The following is a 19,326-nucleotide window of genomic DNA, read 5'->3' on the forward strand; positions in this document are numbered from 1 at the left end:
TTTTTTTTGGTCTAGTTTATGGGGTGCATTATACTGTCTATCTTATTTTGCCACTTTGCTGAACAGATATTAAAATAGCAAGCCTCAAGGTCAGAAGCCTGCTATTACTTACTGGTTACTTTACATCAATTTTCTTGATGTGTTTCTCTGATTTAGGTATGGTTACATGCAATACCCCATCTAAAAAGTTGGCAGATACCTTATCTTGCTCTACATTTGTTGGAAGTTGAATAGATCTATAGAAAGAACCATAGTACCTTTCTTTGTGGTAAAACTGCTTATCTTTTGATTCATTATCACATGTTTTTTCACCCTTCACTATTAAGTTATCGCCAGATATACTAATGTCTATGCTTTCTTTAGGAATACCTGGTAACTCTAATGATAGGCAATAGCTTTCCTTTGTTTCATAAAGGTCACAAACTGGTAGTAGGCTACTGCCTCTTTTAGAAAGCTCTGGGTTCCATCCTGTAAAGAAGCTATCAAATATGTCATCAACGGCTCTTTGTAACCCTCTTACACTAAAATTATCATGGTTATTGTTTTTATTTAAATGAACTATATTACCCATGTTGTACCTCCTTTTACTAATACATGAACTACATAATCACTCCACTTATTAATTTCAATCCTAAATCTAAAATTTTTTAGATGCGAAAAATTTTCCCCGTTTACTATAACCTGATTATGAGAAAAAATCTTGTTTGGATTACCACGAGTAGTTCTATAAACTAGATTAACTGTAAAAAAGGGCAAGTGTACGCAAATTTATTACTTCTCTTTCCACTTCCACAATCAAACAATTTTGAATGTTTCTTATTTGACTTGCCAACAATGAGAATTGGTATAACTGCTAGCTCCGTCTTTCAGCTATGGCATTAAACAATGACATGCATAAGATCTAATAATATGTATAATTTATAAATAATTTTTGAGGTAAATTGTGAAATTGGGCGTTAATATTGATCACGTTGCAACCCTTCGCAACGCACGTGGAGCTTCTTATCCAGATCTATTAAAAGCAGCAAGAATAGCTATTGATGCTGGAGCAGATTTTATCACTGTACACTTACGAGAAGACAGAAGGCATATCAGAGATGAGGATGTATTCAATCTAAAACAAAACATTAGCACTGAGTTGAACCTTGAAATTGCAGCTACGGAAGAAATGCTCAAAATAGCAAAAGAAGTAAAACCCTACTCGATTTGTATAGTACCAGAAAAAAGAGAAGAATTAACAACCGAAGGTGGCTTGGATATCGTGAATATGCACAGTAAACTTTCTGGTATAATAGAGGAAATGCACAGCTTTGACATAAAAGTCTCACTGTTTATCGATCCAAATATTAATCAACTAAAATATCTTGAGAAGCTAGAAAGAAAGCCTGACATAATAGAAATTCACACGGGGAATTACTGTGATAATCCATCAGAAGAAAAATTAAAACTTATTACTAACTCTGCAGAATACATTAATAAGCTAGGAATAGAGTGCCACGCAGGGCATGGCATAAATTATAAACATGCTAAAAGAATAAAAGAGATACCTCACATCTCAGCTCTTAATATAGGCCATTCTTTAATCAGTGAGGCTATATTTCATGGTTTACACAGTGTAACTAAAAAGATGAAAATGACTATATCTAAATAGCTGATACTTTCTCTTTGTCATTTAAAGTACTTAAAAGAGTTTGACTTGCTTTAAACTTTACCTTTTTCTTTTCAGGAACAGTCATAATCTCACCATTTTGAGGATTACGGCATTGTCTTTCCTTACTTATAGCAGTAGAGAATGTCCCTATTCCATGCAAACGTATTTCACCCTGACAAATTAGATCGTTCTTGATTGTTTCCATAAAAATATCATGAATCTTACCTAAACTAGCTTTTGTTATATCTATACCTTGACTAGAGCACTCTTTACTCAGTTGGTTTACTATATCTTCTTTACTCATAAATTACCTTAATATTGAAAAATTACATAAACAGCATATTATGCTAATGCTAATAGTCAACTAAATTCGTCATAAAAAGAGAAAATGTCATAAACCCTTGTAAGAACTTGTATAACATTTACAAAAAAATACCATTATAAAACAATTATCTCTTAGAAAACTGACATTTTTTTCGAGCTTTATGTTGACCATATTTCTTACGCTCAACAACACGTGAATCTCTAGTTAGGAATCCACCTTTACGTAATATAGAGTGTAGATCTTGACTTATACTACTTAAAGCTCTGCTTATTCCATGAGCTAAGGCACCTGCTTGGCCAGATAGTCCTCCACCTTTTACAGTTGCAAACACATCATACCTATCTAACATAGAAGTTACTATGAATGGCGTTTTAATCATTTGACACACTGATTCTCTTTTAAAATAAGAAATTAAATCGTCTTTTTTATTAACACTAAATTTTCCACTTCCTGGCTTTATCCATACTCTTGCTACAGATTCTTTCCTTCGACCTGTGGCATATGAACGACCAAGTGAGTCAATTATTGCCTTTTTTGGCTGATCATTATTATTTATTTTCACTTTTTGCTCCATTATTTCTTATTTTTACGATTTAAAGAGGCAAAATCTATTTTTTCAGGTTGCTGTCCTTGATGTTTATGTTCTGAACCAGAATAAACATACAAATTTTCAAACCGTCTGCGTGCCATAGGACCATCATCAAGCATTCTTTTTACTGCCATTTTTATCACACGCTCAGGGAATTTGCCATTTAAAATATTATCTGGAGTAGTTTTCTTTAAACCACCAGAATAACCTGTATGCCTATAGTAGATTTTATCTTTAAGTTTCTTTCCGGTAAAATGTACCTTTTTTGCATTAACAATAATTACATTATCTCCACAATCCATATGAGGTGTGTATTCAGGCTTATGCTTTCCACGCAATAGCGCTGCTACAAACGCTGCAAGCCTTCCTACTACTAATCCTTCTGCATCTATAACAAGCCATTTTTTATCGACTTGTTTCTCTTTTAAGAAAAAAGTTTTCATATATCAATACATAACAGTAGATTATGATATACTAAGTTGCTTGATAGTGTCAACAACATTAGTTATTGATTATTAAAGTAATTTATGCTAATAACTTTAATAATATGCTAGAAAGCAAAATGTTTCGATTGATTATTATATTTGTAATCGCTTTTAGTGCTATAGATTGCTATGCAATCGATTTGGAAGAGGCTATAAGCAAAGCTATCAAAAACAGCTCAAAAATAAAGTCTCAATTTTACCAATATAAGAGTGCTGAAAAACAACTAAAATCTTCTGGATTGGCTGGGTTTTTACCTGACATCAATTTACAATATAATTTCGATAGTAATTTTAATATTATTAACGGTCTACAAAACTCTGGAAAACGTTTAACATTAAGTCAAAGAATAATAGATGGTGGTGGCACTTTTGCTACATTCAGTCGATCAAGTAATCTTCTCAAAGCAGCAAAAATGCAATTTCAGCAGTCAAAACAAGAGCTTGCACTTAATGCTGTGAAAGCATATGTTAGTGTTTTACAAAAGACAGAAATATTAAAGCTCAGAGAACATAGAGAACACGTTTCTTTGGAACATTTGTCAGCTATTAAAAAACGCTTTTCCCTTGGAGAAGTTACTAATGCTGAAGTTTTGCTAGCAAAAGCAAAATTTTCGTCTTCTATATCCGAAAGAGTTGATGCTGAAGGTAAATTAAAATTGGCAAATATTGCTTATTATCATTTAATTGGCGAAGATGCTGATAATCTTCACGAGACTAATGGTAAACTACCTTCTATACCAGAATTAAATGAATGTTTACAGTTAGCAAAAACCAACAACTTGTCCCTAAAAGCAGCTATTTATAAAAAAAGAGCTGCTGGAATGGAAGTGATTGCTGAAAGTTCCAAGTGGCTTCCTTCTTTGAATCTAAGCGCAAGTAAAAATTTTGGAAAGGACAATATAAAATTAGACACGTTACTAGAAAATGTGAATGTTGTCTTTACTCTTGATATTCCGATCTTTAAAAGAGGAGTTAATGTTTTTGGTGTTAGTAGAGCTAAAATGGATGCAAAACAATCCACTTACGATTATTACGAAGCAGTAAAAAATATAGAACAAGCAGTTATAAATGCTTGGAATAACGTGCTGACAGCAAAAGCTATTATTAAAGCAAGTCAAGAAGCAGAAAAAGCAGCAGCTTTAGCATTGGAAGGAATTGCGCAAGAAGTAAACTTAAATTTAAAGAGCACAATTGATCTTTTGGATACTGAAGATGAACTATTTAAAGCACGTTCCGATCTAATTCAGGCAAAAAGCAATTATGTAATTAGTGTTTACAACTTGCTTTTTATGATAAATAGTATAAACCTTTAAATTTAATGGTATGAGCGATAATCAATCTGTAAAAGATATACTAGAAGATATAAAAAAAGCTATATCGGGTAAAAATCCAAGTGGCGATAGAGCAGAAATAATAGATGAAGATGATGAAGTATTATGCCTTGAAGAGGAATACCTAGAAGAAATTGAAAAAGATGTTGATGATAAAAAGGAAAATAGTGAAGAAGAGAACGATTGCCAAAGTGAGAAAATGAATAACCAATTTAATAGTTACAACTCAGAAGAGAAAAATTTGTATGATAATATCCAAATGAGTAATAACAAAGTGAGCTATCAAGAACAAAGTAACGAGCATTTAGTTTTAAAAGAAAATATGGAGGAAATTAAAACATTGCTTGAAAAGATGCAAAGCGAACTACGGCATAAACAACAAAAAAGAGCGGATCTTACTGTTGAAGAATTAGTTGTATCTCTTTTAAAACCTCAGCTTTCAGAGTGGCTGAATAAGTATCTACATGCATTGGTAAAAGAAGTAGTTGAAAAAGAGCTCAAAGATATAATCAATAATAAGTAGGTTATTAGTATAAAGATCAGAGTAAAAACAGCTAGAGGTAGAAAGTTATCTTCAACAAGATGGCTACATCGCCATTTGAATGATCAGTATGTGCAAAAAACCAATAAGGACGGTTATAGATCGCGCTCGGCATATAAGTTAATAGAAATAGACGATAAATTTAAACTACTCCAACAAGGGCAAAAAATTATTGATCTTGGCGCTTTTCCTGGTGGGTGGTCACAAGTTGCATCTAAGAAAGGAGCGAGTGTGATTGCTGTTGACATAAAACCAATAAACGCAATTAGTGGAGTAGAGTGTATACAGTGTGATATTATCAGCGAACTTGAAATTTTAAGAGAAAAATTCAAGGATCACAAATTTGATGTAATTTTATCTGATATGGCACCAGAATCTTGCGGTTTAAAATCGTTAGATCATATCAGAATTATGCTTTTATGCGAAGCAGCGCTCAATTTTGCAAAGCATTTTTTGAATCATGATGGCAAGTTCGTAGTAAAAATTTTTCAAGGAGAATCTGATAAAGATTTCTGCAATGAGCTAAAAAAAATGTTCAAAACAGTAAGATACTTCAAACCAAAGTCAAGTAGATCTGAATCTACAGAAATGTATTTGGTCAGCTTAGGCTTTATTGGTGGCAACTATTCTGTATAGCAGGTACTTACAGAAACGTTGACGAATCTTGGTTCCTTATTCCTTATAAAACTGAAGATTAATAACGCTCGTACAAAAGCCTCTTTTTCTTGTTTATGATACCTAGGTATAATTATTAAATTCTTGACTTTATTACTAAAATATATAATAATTAAAGTATATTATTATAGGAAAAGTTAATATGTCAAGGTACGAAGATTTAACAGAAAAGCAAAAGGAATTATATAATACGTTAAAGGATGCGATAGAAAATGAAAAGGATATTACTCATATTCTTAAAGAAATTAAAAAAGAAGGCGCATTAAAAGAAGTTCTTACTACTGCAAATATAACTGAAAAGTTAGAAGGTGGTACAGAGTATAATCTAACACCGCTTGGCTATGCTATGAATTTCAATAATCCGGGAAAAAAAGTTAAAACTATTCTAGATGTAGTTGAAGATAATAATATGTTAGAAGAAGTTTTTGCTGATGTAGAAGGAAATGATCGTAGCAGACTTCAGGAGATTTTAAAAACATTAAAAAGTCAAGAGCAAGATGAAGGGCAAAAAACTAAAATTGATAATTGGCTAGCAATACTTGGAGATAGAATATCTAGTTGTAAAAGTAATGAAAAGCCTTTAGTGCCTGAAAGTAGTGTGCCTAGAACTGAAGAAAATATAGTAAAAACTACTAATAAATCAATAATGATTGGTAGTGTTTGTGGTGTTGTAGCTGCATTAGCAGTTGGTGGTGGATGTTTTGCTGCTGGTGTTGCATTACCAATATTGGCTTTAATTGGTATAGCTGTTGCTGCTTTCGTACTTACAGGACTTGTTACTGGTGGTATTACGTATGAAGTGTGTAAGCCTTGTAATGAGCTAAATGAAGTTGATGTACAATCAGAAGTTTCTTCAGAGTTAGGCGTAACAGCATAGTTAAGTAGAAGGAAGAAGTCTCTTCTTCCTTTTCTCCAAGTTTTCTTATTTAGCGAGGTATCTAGATACTAGGATACCTTGCTTAACACCAAAACAGAATTAAGGTTTAAACATCCTAGGTGTATTAACATTCATTTTGAAGACAGCAAATGGTGTCATCTCAGCGCCCTCTTTCTTGTTATTCCAGTACTGGGATTCAGAAAACTGACCAGGTTGGTCACGCGCTGGCTCTCTAAAATTACTTTAGCTACAAATATTAAGAAATTTACTAAATAAAAAAAGACAAAAGAATCCCCGTATAGCGAGTTTTAATAATGTAAATTGATAATGTGCTAACAAACGCGATTTGGCTGAATGTAGAAAAAATAAAAAAAGCCACTATAATTTTATGTAATTTGCCAATAAATATCTGAGTTTTTTACTGAATTTTGTCGTTGAGCCCAAAAACAAGGATAAATACCTTTATCAGTATAATAAGGAAAGTGGGAAGGTTTGTCAAGTAATAAAACTAGAGGGCTCAAATGGAAGAAGGTAAACTCTAAAGTGTACGTTCAGTAGCACTTTCTATAAGAGAGATTGTATTATCTATCCCATAAAGCTTTATAAAAGATCCCATTCTAGGACCGGTTTTTTGGCCAAGCAGCGTTTCATATAGCAACTGAAACCAATCGCGTAAGTTATTGTAATTATGTTTTTTTCCGATGGAGAAAACCTGAGATTGAATCTCTTCAGCAGTGGCTGTAATAGGCAGGGAATGTAGGTTGCTCTTTAAATCTAGTAACGCTTCTTTCTCTTTTTCGTTTGAAGCTTTATACGCTTTTGTTGGCTTGATAAAGTCGTGATAATACCTAACTGCAAAATCCGAAAGCCTATCTAGCATTTTGTTGCTTTCTGGTGTAACGTTTGGTGCATAAGTTGATATAAAACCCCAAAGAATCTCTTTATTTTCAGCATTACAAGCTGCTGCCAGGTTTAAAAGTAACGAAAAATTTATGCTTGAAGTTTCTACGTTTGGAACTTTACCTTGATGGATGTGCCATACAGGACTGTTTACATCCTTTTCTTTACTTTCATTATAACGCTTAACAAACTCCAAATATTCATCAGTTGATTTTGGTATCACATCAAAATATAAACGTTTAGCTTTTCTAGGGCTCTGAAAGATGTATAACGCTAAACTCTCTGTGGGTGCGTAAGTTAGCCACTCCTCAATTGAAATACCATTTCCTTTTGATTTTGATATCTTCTTTCCTTCTTTATCAAGAAATAACTCATAGCAAAACAAAAGCGGTGGCTTTTCTCCAAGTATTTTACATATTTGACTTGAAAGCACAGCAGATGGAGTCAAATCCTTTCCATGAGCTTCGTAATTAACTCCGAATGCAGCCCATCTCATTCCCCAATCAGGTTTCCATTGCAATTTGCATCTGCCTTTTGTTACTGGAACTTCTATTTCTTCTCCATTTGCTTCTTTATATTTGATTGTTCCTTTATCTGTATTTCTTTCAATTACTGGAACTTGTAGAACTTGAGAAGTTTTTGGGCATAACGGTAAGAATGGACTGTAGGTTTGCTGTCTTTCTTCTCGGAATGATGGAAGCATTACCTCCATTACTCTGTCGTAATTTTTCAGCAAGAGTAAGAGCTTTTCATCGTAAACACCAGATCTATAACACTCTGTAGCGCTTCTAAATTCGTATTCAAACTCAAATAAATCAAGGAATTTGCACAGCAATGAATTCATATGATGGCCATAACTCTCATGAGTGCCAAATGGGTCAGGTATCATGGTTAATGGCTTGTTCAGATTCTCTCTTAGCATTTCCTGATTTGGTACATTATCTGGTATTTTTCGCAAACCATCCATATCGTCGGAAACTGCAATGATTTTGGTTTTTATACTAGGAGCTATTTTTTTTAGAGCGTTTGCAATAACTGTGGTACGAAAAACTTCCCCAAAAGTACCAATATGTGGCAAACCTGATGGCCCATATCCAGTCTCAAATGTTATCTCTTTTTTATTAGGGAATTCTTGTAGTATTTTTTCTGCTTCTTGAAATGGCCAGTTTGTCATCGTTAGAGTTAAATTGGTTATCTTACCTAAAGTGCTATTCATTTCAATAGATTTTTAATTAATGATGTAGTATTAGTGTTAGAGCTATTAATTAGAAGATCAAGGGTATGTCCACAGGTAATATACAAACGGATCAATTATTTAAAGGTCTTACAAGACCTGCGATGCTTTTTGGTGTGAGTTATATGTTTGCAATATTAAACGTTTTAATTTGCATGCTAATTTTCATTAACACAAATGATCTTAGAGTAATTCTCCTGATGTTACCAGGGATACATGGACTTGGCTATATAGCTTCTGCAAAGGAACCGTTGTTTATTGAGTTATTTATGGTAAAATTGGGAAAATGCTCCAAATGTTTAAATCGGTTTTATCATGGAGCCAATTCTTATGACATTACTTGATGTTATGCAATGTTGAGATTTAGAGCTATTCAATCAAAGAATAAATCTATTCTAAGTAGGGAGGTTCACGCTGCTGAATTTATACCTTATTCTTGCTATTGGAATAGTACAACCTTGATAACAAAGCAGAATTGGTTAGTTAAATTTATAAAATTAAATGGCTTTGCGTTTGAAACGGCCGATGATGAAGACTTGGCGATACAAAATAATATCAGAAATCAGATGCTAAGAAGTATTTCATCTCCAGCATTTAGTTTATACTTTCATACCATCAGGCGTAAGAAGAATATCTTTTCTGATGAATTTGCAAGCCAGAGTTTACCAAATTTTTTTGCTAACCATGTAAATCTAAAATGGAGAGAAAAACACGCAACTAGGCAATCTTTTATTAATGATTTATACATTACGATTATTCGTAGGGCAGATACAAAGGGAGTAGAATTTTTATCACATCTACTGAAAAAATTTGGGCATGTAACTTCAAAACATGCTTGGGAAAGTGATATGCGTGATACCTATGAAGATTTAGAGGAAACGACAAATCGTATAGTAACAAGCCTTAGGAATTATTCGCCTAAAGTCCTTGGAGTAAAAGAAACTCCAAACGGACTGTTTTGTGAAATAATGGAGTTTCTGTCTAGAATTGTAAATTGTGGCTTTGTTACAAATACGCTTTTTCCACTAAAAACTGAAATATCAAGATACTTACCAGTTCATAGGTTATTTTTTGGCCATAAGATGATACAGGTTGTGACTCATAATGAAAGTAAATATGCTGGAATAGTTAGTATCAAAGAATATGGAAATAATACTTCCGCAGGAATGCTTGATTCTTTTTTACAACTTCCTTATGAATTTATTATCACGCAGTCTTTTCAATTTACAAATAGGCAAATGGCAATTGCGAAAATGCAGATACAGCAAAATCGTATGATACAATCTGCAGATAAAGCTATTTCTCAAATAGCAGAAATTTCTCATGCGCTTGATGATGCAATGAGTGGTAAAATTGCGTTTGGTGAACACCATTTAACTATCTTATGTATAGAAAAAAGCCCTAAATCATTGGACAATGCTTTATCATTGGTTGAATCGGAGCTTTCTAATTGTGGTGTTTATCCTGTTCGTGAGAGGGTTAATCTAGAACCAGCATTTTGGGCGCAAATTCCTGGTAATTTTGATTATATAGTAAGAAAAGGTACAATAAGTAGTCTTAATTTGGCCGGTTTTGCATCTCAACATAATTATCCTACTGGTAAAAAATTCAATAACCACTGGGGAGATGCTGTTACAGTTTTTGATACAACATCTGGCACTCCATTTTTCTTCAACTTTCATATAAGGGATATTGGACATACTATGATAATTGGGCCAACAGGTGCTGGCAAAACTGTTTTAATGAATTTTTTATGTGCTCAAGCAATGAAATTTTCTCCAAGAATATTCTTTTTTGATAAAGATCGCGGTGCAGAAATTTTTTTAAGAGCACTTGGTGGTATCTATACTATAATAGAACCAAGAACTAAGACAAATTTTAATCCTCTGCAACTTGACGATACTCCTGATAATAAAACATTTTTGATGGAATGGATAAAATCTTTAATTTTAGTGTACAACGATAAATTCACTTCAGAAGATATTGCTAGAATTAATGATGCAATTGAGGGAAATTTTAAATTAAAAAAAGAAGACAGATTTTTGAGAAATCTTGTACCATTTTTAGGACTTGCGGGCCCTGATACTCTAGCTGGAGCAATATCTATGTGGCATAATGATGGCTCTCATGCTGCAATATTTGACAATAAAGAAGATTTGCTAGATTTTTCAAAAGCAAGAGTGTTTGGCTTTGAAATGGCTAGCTTGCTAAAAGATCCTGTTGCTCTTGGGCCGGTCTTGATTTATTTGTTTCATAGGATTAGTATATCGCTTGATGGTACTCCATCTATTATTGTTCTTGATGAAGCATGGGCGTTAATAGATAATTCAGTTTTTGCACCTAAGATAAAAGACTGGTTGAAAGTGCTGAGAAAGTTAAATGCTTTTGTAGTTTTTGCTACTCAGAGTATTGAAGATGCAAGTAAAAGTGCTATTAGTGATACACTTGTACAGCAGACAGCAACACAAATTTTTTTGCCAAATCTGAAAGCTACTAGTGTCTATCGAGATGTTTTTATGTTAACTGAACGTGAGTACATACTGATCAAACACACAGATCCAAGTACTAGATTCTTTTTAGTAAAGCAGGGAGTTAATGCTGTAGTAGCTAGAATAGATCTGAAAGATTTGGATGATGTGGTTAACGTGTTATCTGGACGTGCAGAAAGTGTCCTATTGTTACATGATATACTGAAAGAAGTCGGAGATGATCCAAAGATGTGGTTGCCTGTGTTTTATCAAAAGGTGAAAAATGTTTAAAACTAAACTGTCATTACTGTTAGTTGCGATATTTTTGTTAAATATAGATTTTTTGCTCTCATATCCAGTGTTTGCAGATACAGTAAGTGGTACTGACAAAACGGAATTTGTTAGCAGATTTAATTCTACTGGCAGCTTTAGTCGTGCTTCTAATCCTGACTGTAAGGCGTTTGAAACAGCTGCAGCAGTTGCTGGGATAGCAATTGCTATTGGTGCAATATTTACTGGTATTGTTTTGATTGTCTCTTCTGCTGGTTTATTTACTGCTCTTGTTATCGTTGGAATGATAGCTGCAATTGTTGGAGTCTGGAAGGCAGTGGGGGGACTTATTGTTTGTCAGCATAGTTTTGTTAGGCATCCAGTTGCATACGATAATGATGGGAGATATAAAAATTTTAAACTAAAAGACACAGGTTATAGTGGTGACACAGATAAAAATTATCGAACAGAAGATGAATATTTTTCTGCATTACAGAAAAGATCAGGAAAAGATGGAAAACAAACAGAGAAAGATATTTTAAACTTTACTGATTGGGATGTTGTGAATGTTGATAGGGAACACTACTACTGGCCAAAAAATGGTGTGCAATATAGTGAATACATAGAAGTATGTCATCGCAATCCTTTAACATTTGGCAACCTTTTCAAGACGAATGACTTTAATTTCAGAGGGGAAGATGGATACATAGACTTTGATATCAGAGAGAAAGATACTGGATATGAAAGTGGGTCATGGTCTCCGAAGGTTGATGGCGATCTAGAATGTAAAGTGCTTAAAGCTGGACAGAGCGAAGACATATATGGATCAACGTTCAGGGCACTGAGAAAAATGGGTAGGTTATGTGTGGAATTGGCTGAAGTTAGGGCAGCTGGAACTGCTTGGCCGCAAGGAATTGATATAGGATGCACGGAATTACCACCTGATCCGATTGCTCCTATGTGTGAACAATCTGTGATATTATTCAAAAATAAAGATGGTACAGGTGGTGAAGAAAGGAGTTTTATCAACAGGGATGACGATTATAAAACTCTTATCAGGAAAAAAGCAAAAGAAGGAAAAATTTTTGTAGGTTATGACAATAAAAGCTGTTTTAGCTCGTATGTCTCTGAAGCTTGCTACAATCAAGCGGGAAGTAAGTCATTATCTCCTATTCCCATAACTTCTATGATAGTGCAATGTATTAAGGAGTCGTTAGATAATTTAGTGGCAGGTATTGATTCAAGTGGTAACTTACTTACAGACAAAAATGGACATGCTAAGGGTAGTTTTTTGTCTGTAGCACAAGGAAGGTTGAAAAATACTGTAACTGCTGTTCTAGTTTTAGCTTTAATACTGTTCTCTATAAAAGTTATGTCTGGTGGAGTGCGTAGTCCGCAAGAAATGTACATGTTGATCATTAAATTCGCTTTAGTGATTTACTTTACGACAGGTAGCACTATGTCTCATTATTACGGGGAATTAACAAAGCTTTCAAATGGTTTGTCAGAGATAGTGCTTAAAGCGTCATCTGAAAGTAAAAATATATGTAATTATGAGTCAGGTACAGATTATGAATACGATCGCGCAGGAAAGAGGGTATCCTACAGTTATCTTGCACCTTGGGATAGGCTTGATTGCAGAATTTTATTTTATTTAGGTGCCCCTTTAGATGGAATTGGTGGCAAAATTGGTACTGGAGGTGTTGCAACGTTAGCGGTTTTGCTTGGCGCTGCTCCTGTCTTGTTAGTTGCAGGTTCGGTGATTGGTATTATTTTCGCTGGTGGACAGATCTTAGTAGCTCTTGTCTGTATATTTATGGCCATTTTGATGATGATGGTTATTTTGTGGATGTGCTATGTATTTATCTTATCTTTAGTTGCGCTTAGTGTAATTATCATCTTATCGCCTTTATTCATTCCTATGGTTTTGTTTCAACATACTAAGGGATATTTTGATGGTTGGCTAAAAGAGTTAATTACCTACAGTTTATACCCAGTTATCCTTTTTGCGTTTTTATCCTTTATGTTCATAGCATGTGATAAAATCTATTTTAAAAATTTAAATTTTAAACTGGACGAGTCATATAAAAATGAACAACCAGACAAGTCATATGAAAAGAAACAAGCAGAAATCTCATATAGTAAGAAAAAACAGTGGTTTAAATTGAAAGATGGGGAATGTGATAAAAATGAAACTACTCTCGCATGTATGATGCAAAATTATAGCTTTAAAAAGAGCAGCATACTTGGTCTATTCGACTTTACATACATGGAGTTTGGCAGCTCTCTAATCGGAGAATTATTAAAATTGTGTTTAGTATTATTCCTCTTTTACCACTTTTTAAACGTTCTTCCCGGCATGGCTGCTGAGCTTGCTGGTAATCACAGAGCAGCACTTGGTTCAGGTAGCACTCCTGCACAAATGGTGAATAAAGCTTTATCTGCTGCCAAAGCTGCTGCTGGAGGTGCTGGTCAAGTTGCTGCTACGGCTGTAAATAAGGCAAGAGGGGCTATTGGAGGAGGTGGAGATGATAATAAGGGATCGGGATCTTCCTCTAGTGAATCTATAAAATCAGGTGGAGAGTGAGCGCAGGTGAGTAACAGATGTTTGAACATTTGAGCAACCAAAATTTGGTTAAGCTATGCATAAGTTTTGTGATACTCTTTTTATTATCTGGGTGCGGGTGTATTAAGCCAGAAGATTCATCAGGCTTGCGTGAGAAATTGGATATAGTGTCAACAGAGCAGAAATGGGTTGATTCTGGAGTCTATATTTCGGATAAAATAAAAGTAACAGAGATTAATATAGTACCTAATAAGGTTAATTTTTGTTCGCAATATAAAGATTTTGCAATTGAACCTGGAGTAAGAAACGTTACATTACCGTTTGCGCTTAAAGCTGGCGATGCGATAAGCTTTAGTGTTATTGGAAGTAAAATGTGTAAAAACAATAATGGCATGGTCACCTGCAAAAAAATTGACGAAAATTGCGGTGAAGGGGAAAAGGAGTATTTTTCACATGTTTTAAATCAAGAGAAGTGTCAAGGTGAAATATGTCCTAATAAATATGAAATAGGCAATGCACAATGGTTAAATGGAAAAGAGTACTGGTCTTCAGAATTAGATCAAAGTGAAAGAGAGGAAATTAGAAATGTCATCGACTCTATAAAACAGCAAGGGGAAAATGTAGACTGTAGCAAGCTTTCAGAGAGCAGTGCAAGTAAGATAGATACGCGCATTTTAAATTTACTCTGTGGACGTATATGTAAATTTTCTTTCGGCAGCGGAGAAAAAGGTTGCGTATATATTGAATACAATAGTATAGAAGGTGAGATATTCAATACTTTAAATTCTAGAGGTGAATCTGTTATTGCTGAAATTATTGATAACGTATTAAAGGAAAAACGGGTAAAAACTGACATTACACTATTACGTGTTCACATGGATAATGAGGAATTTGAACACATTCCAGGAGGCGGTATATGTATTAACTGTGATCATAAGATAGATCGTAACCATCCAAAACCAGAGTTAACTTTTAGTTTAGGTGATGGTAAGGGCAAGGGTGGTTTCAACATAAGAGTAACAAGAATCCCTAATTTAGAAAAAAGCTTATATATAAGCGTTTCTGACAAATTTCCTGAGCGTGAGCCCGATGAAACTCAGGGAGATATACCTGTAGACATTAGCAAAGTTTATAATACTCAATATATGGAAGGCTTAAAAGAAAAGCTAAAGGACAAGAGTGGCACTATATATTACGGAATAAGAGATCATGGCTGTGATTATAAGAAAAATGAGGGTCAGTTTAGCATTAACCTTACAACTAAAGAGCCACCTGTAAGAACTTTTAGTGCGATATATAATTTTTTTGATGAAAAAGTAAAAACTGCATTTTTCGGTTCTAGCTACAAAGACACTAACGCGATTCACTCTGATACTAGCCCTGTGAAGTCTCTTTATCAAAGTTTTGTAGCATCAAATAGAACAAATACCATCAGATCTACAATAGTGTCGTTATTAGTATTATATATAGTTTTATACACCCTTTATTACTTTTTTGGATTGTCTCATGCTTCTATATATGAATTTTTAATTATATGTGTAAAGATAGGAGTTATTACCCAATTGCTGAACGATAACAGTTGGAGTTTTTTTTATAACAATGCATTTTCTATTTTTGTTAATGCTCCAAAACAGTTAATAGAAATAGCAAATTTCAGAGGTACAACATCAAATGTTTTTGAATTTCTTGATTTACCGCTCAATAGGTTTTTATCAGCACACTCAGTGTTACTAATAGTATCTCTTATATTCTCCGGTCCTTTGGGTATTGTATCGTTTTGCTTGGTGATTTGGGGTTTGATAACAGTGAGCTTATCGATGTTTAACGCCTTATTTTCTTTTATCACATCTATAGCAATAGTTGCATTATTGCTTTCCTTGGCGCCTCTTTTTATTATTTGCCTTCTATTTGGATATACTAGACAGATGTTTCACAATTGGGTCAAAAATTTAGCAAGATTTGCAATTCATCCGGTAGTGCTTTTAATTTTTATATCATTAATAAGCCAGGTTATGGATTATATTGTGTATTCGGTCTTTAATTTTGAGGTCTGTCCTACATGTATACTTAATCTTAACTTAAAGATTTTTAATCCTTGTATTATTTATGGTTATGCTTCCAAACATGCACCTAACATCACAGCTATGATGGCTTTTGTGATTTTGGGACATGCTATGAAAGCTTTAGTTGAGGCATCTTCAACAATATCTGATTCGTTGTTTGGTGTTTATGTAGCAAGCGAACCAGGAAGGCAATATCAGCAAAGCTTAATGGGAACAGTAGGTTTAGATGAACAAAGTATCCAAAGAAGAGCAGGTCAGCAATCTGGTACACCAAGTCGAAGACCTCAAATACCACAATCAGCTCAAAGATCAGCACCTAAAATACCGACAAACACAGGAAATCAATGATGAGCAGAAAATCATTATTATTGATACTATGTCTTGTAATTACTGGCTGCACAATGGATTGTGTTGAACCTGGGTTGCAGAGCAGAAATACTAGTGTCAGTATAGATGTTCCAGTTCGTGAAGCTGGCGAAGGAGTTAAAATTCATTGGGTTGATTCTGGTCAAGTAATTAGCAAGGATGAGAAAATCAAATTTACTCTTGGTGGGTCAGTAAATCTTTGTCCTCTTAAAGAAGGGAAAAATCCAAAGAGAGTACTTGTGCCCGCTGTATTTTGTGCTAATGATTTAATACCAAATTACAGTAATAAGTTAACTGATAATGCTAGTCTTGATGAACGAGAAATATGTGGGGACATAGGCTTTGGAAATAATGAATTCTATAGCAATAGACGTTATGTAGATACTGGAATTAAAGTAAATCCTGGTGATAAGTTAAGCTTTAGCTTAATTCCCAGAGAGATAACGATTGATTATGACAATCCACAAGGAAGGGGCATCAGTTTTGATGATAATTGCTATAGAGATGAAAAAGGGGATGAAAAAGACAAAGCTACAATAAAAGACATGCTAAGAGGAGGAACGTTCTTTTGTGGAGAAAGTGGTAAAAGAACTGTAGTAGAATTTCCGCCGCTGAATAAAGAAGAAATGAATAAAAGAAGAGTGCTAGTTGGCAATGGCTACACTCCATACGATAATAAAGTACATTTTAATAAGGGTTATATTAAAGATGAAAGTCCATGGATGAATGGTGCATTGTTAGATCTACGACGAACTAAAATAGGACTGAATGAATTATGTAATGGGAAAAGGTGTGATTTTAATGAGCTGAACAAGTACAGTTCTTATGAACTTAATTGTTACTATCAGAACGTATGTTACAATAAAGAGGGTATTGGGATAGGTGCAGAAGGAAAACGAAATTGTGTGTCTTCTGTCAGGTATGATAAGTATGATAAAGGAAATAAATGTGACATGTATTCTCATCTTAAGGGCATTGAGGATGAATTAAAAAAGATTGAAGAAAATAAAGGAGATTCTAAGCAAATTGACATTAATTTAATGTCAAATTCTAAATTAAACTTCAAAGAGGACAGAGAAGATATTTCCTGGGCTGAAGCTCTTGTTGCAAAAATTGGTGATCTTGATGATCAGGATACTGCTAAAGGTATTCAATGTCTTCCAAATGAGAAAGGTGCAGAAGGAGATAATGTGTGTTCGCAAATTGGTGATAATTTTGAACATTTTTCTTTGAAATTAAATCATGATTATAAAATAGATGAAAAAGATATAATACCTGGTAGTAGTGTGATGCTTGCTATAGCAAGCAATGGCAATTACTTTCTTCATAGAGGTGGATATCATGTTGAAGTGACTAGATCGTGCAAATTCACTGACGGCAGAAAGTTGTATGTGTATCTAGGTGATGAGCTGCCTAAAAATAGACCTGCTGACACTAATAATTTTAAAAGAGTAAGAGATTTAATTAAAGTTAAAGAAGATAGCATAAAATATTACATAATAGATGGAAGTCATTTAAAGGATAAAGAGTCTAAAAAGATATACTTTGGTATTAATGTAGAAAACGTAAAGAAAGATGATATTACGGACAAAGAAGGCAAATATTATGAAGATAACAAATACACAGTAAATTTATTTTTAAAAAGAAAAATAAACGATTTTATTTCATCCACTGTAAACAAGATTTTTTATTTCATAACAGACGGGAGTGAAGACGGAATTAAAATTCCATATGAAGGATATAGAAAAGGGCTTCTACAAGGAGTAAGAGCTTTGCTTATTCTATACGTTATATTTACTGTTGTTGGCTATATGCTTGGAACAATACAGCTAAGTAAATTCGATTTTATTATAAGAATGTTCAAAATAGCATTTATAGCTTTTGCTTTTAGTGATAGAAGTTGGGAATTCTTTGGTACAACTTTGTCTGGGCTTTTTGTTGATGGTAGCATTTATTTAGTTGATAGTTTTTCTGGCTATATAGGAGAAGGAGGTAAAAAATTTGCATTCTTAGATTTAACAGCGGGAGTATTATTTACAGGAGAAACATGGCTGAAATTTTTGTCTTTAATGCTATCAGGACCTTTTGGCTTTATTGCATTTTTGGCAATACTTTATGCCACTTTTGTGTTTTTAAGATGCATTATTAGTGCTACGTTTAAGTATGTAATATCTACTGTTTTAGTAGCATTTTTATTGTCGTTGGCACCTTTATTTATCGTATTTATTCTATTTCAACAAACTAAAACATTATTTGATAATTGGATAAAAACGCTGGCTCATGTTTCATTGCAACCAGTCATTTTATTTTCATCCTTGTCTCTTTTAAACCAGTTAATGTATTCAGTTCTATACAACCTCACAAATTTTTCTGCATGCTATCAATGCTTAATTAGTGTAAATTTTTTATCGTATGATCTGTGTCTTATGAAATCAATATTACCTCTTGGGTATAGTCCTGGTACTAGTGTTGATGTTGCGTTCAGTACTGGAGAAAGGGCTGGTGGGCACTTTGCAGCATTACCTATAGATCTAATCCAGGCATTTATATATCTCATCATTGCTAGTGCAATGGAAGCTTTTGTTTCTATATCAGAAACTATGGCGCAGGCGTTGTTCAGCTCTGGTTATGGAGTTGCTCAAAGTGTTAGTCATATTTCTAGGAGCGCATCACAAGCTATGCTGTCAACTGTTGGCCTTGATGATAGAACCCAAAATATGATACATAACATCAAGCAGGGAATGAGTAAAGATCGTAGCAAAATTGAAGCTAAATTGCCTGATACACCAAAGCAAGCAGATGGGAAAGGGAGTGCTGGCAGAGAAATGAGCAAATCTGAAACACTAAGCCAGCCAGATAAGCAAAAGGATTCTGATAAAACAAAAGGACAAGTCAAGGAAGATTGATGAGATATATGGAGTAACTAATTAAAAAGATATTTGAAGTAAGGTTTTAGAAATTTATTCTGTATTGGAAAAAGTTTAG

General features: G+C 33.9%; 15 protein-coding genes. 10 read left to right on the plus strand and 5 right to left on the minus strand.

The window, feature by feature from the left end:
• Positions 1 to 115: 115 nt before the first annotated feature.
• A complete protein-coding gene (locus LB100_RS00005; protein ID WP_456200878.1) occupies positions 116 to 571 on the minus strand; it encodes an Hsp20/alpha crystallin family protein in 456 nt (151 codons plus the stop codon).
• 372 nt (positions 572 to 943) lie between these two features.
• Here LB100_RS00005 and LB100_RS00010 point away from each other — a divergent pair, with 372 nt between their 5' ends.
• Positions 944 to 1,651: a pyridoxine 5'-phosphate synthase gene (locus tag LB100_RS00010; protein WP_456200880.1), complete on the plus strand. Its 708-nt coding sequence runs from the start codon at positions 944 to 946 to the stop codon at positions 1,649 to 1,651.
• Here the strand turns inward: LB100_RS00010 and LB100_RS00015 are convergent.
• The 3 genes from LB100_RS00015 to rplM form a co-directional block, all read right to left on the minus strand.
• Complete coding sequence (locus LB100_RS00015) at positions 1,644 to 1,955, minus strand: HU family DNA-binding protein (RefSeq protein ID WP_264336228.1); 312 nt, start codon at positions 1,953 to 1,955, stop codon at positions 1,644 to 1,646. The two genes, LB100_RS00010 and LB100_RS00015, sit on opposite strands and share 8 nt — an antisense overlap.
• Positions 1,956 to 2,100: 145 nt before the next feature.
• Positions 2,101 to 2,550, minus strand: coding sequence for a 30S ribosomal protein S9 (gene rpsI / locus LB100_RS00020; protein WP_456200881.1), 450 nt, complete (start codon positions 2,548 to 2,550; stop codon positions 2,101 to 2,103).
• Positions 2,550 to 3,008 carry a 50S ribosomal protein L13 gene (gene rplM / locus LB100_RS00025; protein ID WP_456200882.1) on the minus strand — a complete coding sequence of 153 codons (459 nt, stop codon included), beginning with the start codon at positions 3,006 to 3,008 and terminating at the stop codon, positions 2,550 to 2,552. Before rplM ends, rpsI begins: the two co-directional genes overlap by 1 nt.
• Positions 3,009 to 3,112: 104 nt before the next feature.
• Here rplM and LB100_RS00030 point away from each other — a divergent pair, with 104 nt between their 5' ends.
• The 4 genes from LB100_RS00030 (at position 3,113) to LB100_RS00045 (ending at position 6,474) form a co-directional block, all read left to right on the plus strand.
• Positions 3,113 to 4,363, plus strand: coding sequence for a TolC family protein (locus LB100_RS00030; RefSeq protein ID WP_456200884.1), 1,251 nt, complete (start codon positions 3,113 to 3,115; stop codon positions 4,361 to 4,363).
• 10 nt (positions 4,364 to 4,373) lie between these two features.
• A complete protein-coding gene (locus LB100_RS00035) occupies positions 4,374 to 4,904 on the plus strand; it encodes a PopZ family protein (protein WP_264719896.1) in 531 nt (176 codons plus the stop codon).
• 75 nt (positions 4,905 to 4,979) lie between these two features.
• Positions 4,980 to 5,558, plus strand: a complete 579-nt coding sequence (locus LB100_RS00040; RefSeq protein WP_007302033.1) for an RlmE family RNA methyltransferase — start codon at positions 4,980 to 4,982, stop codon at positions 5,556 to 5,558.
• 181 nt (positions 5,559 to 5,739) lie between these two features.
• Positions 5,740 to 6,474: a hypothetical protein gene (locus LB100_RS00045; RefSeq protein WP_456200887.1), complete on the plus strand. Its 735-nt coding sequence runs from the start codon at positions 5,740 to 5,742 to the stop codon at positions 6,472 to 6,474.
• 538 nt (positions 6,475 to 7,012) lie between these two features.
• Here the strand turns inward: LB100_RS00045 and LB100_RS00050 are convergent.
• Positions 7,013 to 8,590: a lysine--tRNA ligase gene (locus tag LB100_RS00050; RefSeq protein ID WP_456200888.1), complete on the minus strand. Its 1,578-nt coding sequence runs from the start codon at positions 8,588 to 8,590 to the stop codon at positions 7,013 to 7,015.
• Between the two features lie 65 nt (positions 8,591 to 8,655).
• On the opposite strand from LB100_RS00050, the gene LB100_RS00055 reads away from it, so the two are divergent.
• The 5 genes from LB100_RS00055 to LB100_RS00075 are packed head-to-tail and all read left to right on the plus strand — an operon-like array spanning position 8,656 to position 19,247.
• The gene (locus LB100_RS00055) at positions 8,656 to 8,952 is read left to right on the plus strand and encodes a type IV secretion system protein VirB3 (protein WP_108784517.1); all 297 of its coding nucleotides are present in this window, start codon (positions 8,656 to 8,658) and stop codon (positions 8,950 to 8,952) included.
• Positions 8,953 to 8,961: 9 nt separating this feature from the next.
• A complete protein-coding gene (locus tag LB100_RS00060) occupies positions 8,962 to 11,367 on the plus strand; it encodes a VirB4 family type IV secretion/conjugal transfer ATPase (RefSeq protein WP_456200889.1) in 2,406 nt (801 codons plus the stop codon).
• A complete protein-coding gene (locus tag LB100_RS00065; protein ID WP_456200891.1) occupies positions 11,360 to 13,933 on the plus strand; it encodes a type IV secretion system protein in 2,574 nt (857 codons plus the stop codon). The genes LB100_RS00060 and LB100_RS00065 overlap by 8 nt, the downstream gene beginning before the upstream one ends.
• A gap of 17 nt (positions 13,934 to 13,950) precedes the next feature.
• Positions 13,951 to 16,323 (plus strand): type IV secretion system protein, encoded by a 2,373-nt coding sequence (locus LB100_RS00070; protein ID WP_456200892.1) that lies wholly within the window; start codon positions 13,951 to 13,953, stop codon positions 16,321 to 16,323.
• Positions 16,320 to 19,247 (plus strand): type IV secretion system protein, encoded by a 2,928-nt coding sequence (locus LB100_RS00075; RefSeq protein ID WP_456200893.1) that lies wholly within the window; start codon positions 16,320 to 16,322, stop codon positions 19,245 to 19,247. The genes LB100_RS00070 and LB100_RS00075 overlap by 4 nt, the downstream gene beginning before the upstream one ends.
• Positions 19,248 to 19,326: the final 79 nt, after the last annotated feature.

The sequence above is a fragment of the Wolbachia endosymbiont of Protocalliphora sialia genome (assembly GCF_053891855.1).

What these genes read in the sequence shown, in the direction of transcription:
- LB100_RS00045 (WP_456200887.1), top strand. Translation starts at nt 5,740, where the DNA reads ATGTCAAGGTACGAAGATTTAACAGAAAAGCAAAAGGAATTATATAAT.
- rplM (WP_456200882.1), bottom strand. Translation starts at nt 3,008, where the DNA reads ATGAAAACTTTTTTCTTAAAAGAGAAACAAGTCGATAAAAAATGGCTT.
- LB100_RS00015 (WP_264336228.1), bottom strand. Translation starts at nt 1,955, where the DNA reads ATGAGTAAAGAAGATATAGTAAACCAACTGAGTAAAGAGTGCTCTAGT.
- LB100_RS00060 (WP_456200889.1), top strand. Translation starts at nt 8,962, where the DNA reads ATGTTGAGATTTAGAGCTATTCAATCAAAGAATAAATCTATTCTAAGT.
- LB100_RS00030 (WP_456200884.1), top strand. Translation starts at nt 3,113, where the DNA reads ATGCTAGAAAGCAAAATGTTTCGATTGATTATTATATTTGTAATCGCT.
- LB100_RS00035 (WP_264719896.1), top strand. Translation starts at nt 4,374, where the DNA reads ATGAGCGATAATCAATCTGTAAAAGATATACTAGAAGATATAAAAAAA.
- LB100_RS00005 (WP_456200878.1), bottom strand. Translation starts at nt 571, where the DNA reads ATGGGTAATATAGTTCATTTAAATAAAAACAATAACCATGATAATTTT.
- LB100_RS00050 (WP_456200888.1), bottom strand. Translation starts at nt 8,590, where the DNA reads ATGAATAGCACTTTAGGTAAGATAACCAATTTAACTCTAACGATGACA.
- rpsI (WP_456200881.1), bottom strand. Translation starts at nt 2,550, where the DNA reads ATGGAGCAAAAAGTGAAAATAAATAATAATGATCAGCCAAAAAAGGCA.
- LB100_RS00065 (WP_456200891.1), top strand. Translation starts at nt 11,360, where the DNA reads ATGTTTAAAACTAAACTGTCATTACTGTTAGTTGCGATATTTTTGTTA.
- LB100_RS00055 (WP_108784517.1), top strand. Translation starts at nt 8,656, where the DNA reads ATGTCCACAGGTAATATACAAACGGATCAATTATTTAAAGGTCTTACA.
- LB100_RS00075 (WP_456200893.1), top strand. Translation starts at nt 16,320, where the DNA reads ATGATGAGCAGAAAATCATTATTATTGATACTATGTCTTGTAATTACT.
- LB100_RS00070 (WP_456200892.1), top strand. Translation starts at nt 13,951, where the DNA reads ATGTTTGAACATTTGAGCAACCAAAATTTGGTTAAGCTATGCATAAGT.